Below are 2,995 nucleotides of genomic sequence, written 5' to 3' on the forward strand. Positions count from 1 at the left end.
CAGGTTCGGGGTGGAGGGGGCCTCCTGCGCCATCATCTCCGCGGTGGAGATCTCCGCCTGCGCCGCGCGGCGATCCAGGGTGCGGGTGGCCTGGCGGCGCGGGGCCGTGCGGTGGGTGGCCAGCATCCGGGTGGAGGCGGTGTCCTCGGCCATATCGCAGAAGTCGGCGAGCTGGTCGCGGACCTCGGTCATGCTGGGGCGATCCTCGGGCTCGAAACTGAGGATGTCCAGCAGCAGGTCGTGCAGCTGGCCCGCGTTGCGGGGCTCGCTGAGCTGGCCGTTCGCCGCGGCGTACAGCAGTGCGAGCGGGTTCGGGTTGCTGCCGTAGGGCGGCTCACCCTCGAGCGAGTGGAACAGGGTGGCGCCGAGGGCGAACACGTCGGCGGCGGGCGTGGGATCTGTGCCGCGGGCGACCTCGGGGGCGAGGTACGCGGCGGTGCCGGAGATCAGGCCCGTCGCCGTCAGAGCCACGTCGCCCTTGGCCTTGGAGATGCCGAAGTCGGTGATCTTGACGGTGCCGTTCTCACCGAGCAGCACGTTGCCCGGCTTCACGTCGCGGTGCACGATCCCGGCACGATGCGCGGCCACCAGGGCCGAGGCCACCTGCTCGCCGATCCGTGCCACCTGCGGCAGCGGCAGTGTGCCCTGTGCGGACAGCACCATCGCCAGGCTCTGCGACTGCAGGTACTCCATGATCAGGCAGGGGTCGCCCTCATGGTCGGTGATGTCGAACACCACGATCGCGTTGGGGTGCTGAAACCGGGCCGCGTTCCGCGCCTCGCGCGAGGCGCGGGCGCGCACGATGTCCTTCTCACCCGGAGGCAGGCTGGGCTGGGTGAGGATCTGCTTGATCGCCACCGACCGTTCGAGCCTCTCGTCGACGGCACGCCAAACGACGCCTGTGCCGCCGCTACCAATCCGCTCGACCAGGCGGTAATGCCCTGCGATCACTTGGCCGGTTTCGATGGCACTTCTCCGAATTCTCCGCGATCCAGCACTTACCATGCGCGAGGTTCCGCGCGTGTTACCCGCACGAGTGTAGCGGGCCATGCGGACGGGGTAGACGCCGGAGCGTGATCCGGAGGAAATAAGCACGGAGCCTGAGCGGAGCCTAAGAGATCACCCTGCGACCGTACTGAAATAAACCGTGTCCAATGTCACTTTTCCATCCCCGATGTGCCCTCGCGCACCCGCTCGACCAGCTGGTGCGGCAGGTCGACCGGCGCTGGTGAGGTTCGGCAGGGATGTCGGTCGATCGGGCTACTATTCGCCCATGCGTTCGATGGATATCGCACAGCGGCGGGCTCGGATGGCGGTTCGGCATCGGCTGGCCATGGCAACCCGGGTGGACGATCCGGTCGGCATAGCCCGCTCGATGGTCGTGCTGCACGCGACCGATCCGGCCACCGTCTTCCTGTCCGTCGCCGCGCGCAGCCGCGAGCTCGAGCCCGCGGATATCGAGAAGGCCTTGTATGCGGACCGCACACTGCTACGCATGCTGGCGATGCGGCGCACGATGTTCGTGACGCCCCTGGACCTGGTGCCCGCGCTGCAGGCATCGGTCGCCGATGCGCTGGCGCTCAAGCAGCGGCGCACATACGCCCGCTTTCTCAACGAGGTCATCGACGGCGACGTGGACGCCTGGCTCGCGGAGGTGGAGGGGGAAACCCATCGAGAGTTGCTCACCCGCGGCAGCGCGACCGGCGCGCAACTGGGCGCCGCGGTGCCACGGCTGCGCACCCAGGTCGACACCGCCCCCGGCAAGCCGTATTCCAAGCCGACGAATATCACCACCTGGGTGCTACTGACTCTCGGCTGTGAGGGCCGCATCGTGCGCGGCCGCCCCAACGGCGGCTGGACCAGCACCCAGTACGCCTGGGAACCGATCGAGTCCTGGCTGCCCGCCGGCGTTGCCGCGATGGCCGTCGACTCGGCGCGCGCGGAGCTGGCCCGCCGCTGGCTGCACACCTTCGGTCCCGCCCCCATCGGTGACCTGAAATGGTGGACCGGCTGGACCCTCGGCGAGGTGCGCAAGGCGCTGGCACACCTGACGATCACCGAGGTAGATCTCGACGGCGTCACCGGCATAGCCCTGTCCGATGATCTGGACCCGATTCCGGCCCCCGAACCGCACGCCGCCCTTCTGCCCGCCCTCGACCCGACTCCCATGGGCTGGCAGTCGCGCGATTGGTTCCTCGGCCCGCACGCGCAGGCGCTGTTCGATACCAATGGCAACGTCGGACCCACCCTCTGGTGGGACGGTCGCATAGTCGGCGGGTGGGCTCAACGGTCCGATGGCGAGATCGTGTGGCGTCTGCTGGAGGATGTCGGGACACAGGCCGTCGCCGCTATCGAATCCGAGGCCGCCCGCATCCACGCCTGGTACGGCGACGTCCGTGCCAAACCCCGTTTCCGCACCCCATTGGAGCGAGAGCTCACCGCCTGATCGTCATCGTTCGGTATCCGGACTCACGCGTCGGCGTGGGCGTTCGCCCATGGCGCGACGACCAACGCGTCCGCATCCTGCGGGGTGAGATCGATATCGAAGGTCTCGGTGAGCAGTTTCGGTAGATCGGCTGGCGTCACGTGATGGGTGCGTGCGGAACCGTCGGGGTAGTCGGTCGTCCATGTGGTGGCGTCGAGCGTGTGGTGGGCGTCGGGGTGCATGCGCTGGATGAACGGACGGCTGACGAACGGGGAGCGGGGCGAGGTGGAGACGAAGTGGTTGGATACCGCGAAATCTATGCGGTAGGAAGGGTTCTCGGTGAATCTGATACGGGACACCCAGCCACCGTTGGCAAAATGGTGCAGGAACCATACGCCGGTGTCGAGTTCACCCCGAGTGCGTTCGAGCCGGAAGCGCCAGTCACCGGCCCGCACCTCGCCCACGTCCGGACTCAGCTCCAGCGGCGCGAGGGGGCCCGCACCGAATCCCACATCGCACAGCCATGGCCGGGGATCGTCGACGGTCGTGACGCGCAGCAGGGAATGGGTG

3 protein-coding genes are annotated in these 2,995 nt (G+C 68.1%); 1 reads left to right on the forward strand and 2 read right to left on the reverse strand.

The features are described 5' to 3' along the window. Nucleotides 1-951, reverse strand: a 951-nt coding sequence (locus JZ791_RS43805) for a serine/threonine-protein kinase (RefSeq protein ID WP_216903844.1), incomplete at its 3' end; no start/stop codon positions are given. A 322-nt stretch (nucleotides 952-1,273) separates the two neighbouring features. Here JZ791_RS43805 and JZ791_RS43810 point away from each other — a divergent pair. Next, the gene (locus tag JZ791_RS43810) at nucleotides 1,274-2,446 is read left to right on the forward strand and encodes a winged helix DNA-binding domain-containing protein (RefSeq protein WP_216903846.1); all 1,173 of its coding nucleotides are present in this window, start codon (nucleotides 1,274-1,276) and stop codon (nucleotides 2,444-2,446) included. A 23-nt stretch (nucleotides 2,447-2,469) separates the two neighbouring features. On the opposite strand, the gene JZ791_RS43815 is transcribed toward JZ791_RS43810, so the two are convergent. Then, nucleotides 2,470-2,995 (reverse strand): arylamine N-acetyltransferase family protein (locus tag JZ791_RS43815; RefSeq protein ID WP_216903848.1); only part of this gene is annotated, 526 nt, incomplete at its 5' end.

This window comes from Nocardia alni (assembly GCF_019038435.1).
In the GTDB taxonomy this organism is placed as follows: domain Bacteria; phylum Actinomycetota; class Actinomycetes; order Mycobacteriales; family Mycobacteriaceae; genus Nocardia; species Nocardia alni.

Excerpts from the sequence above, each read along its gene's own strand:
- JZ791_RS43810 (WP_216903846.1), top strand. The coding sequence starts at position 1,274 with ATGCGTTCGATGGATATCGCACAGCGGCGGGCTCGGATGGCGGTTCGG.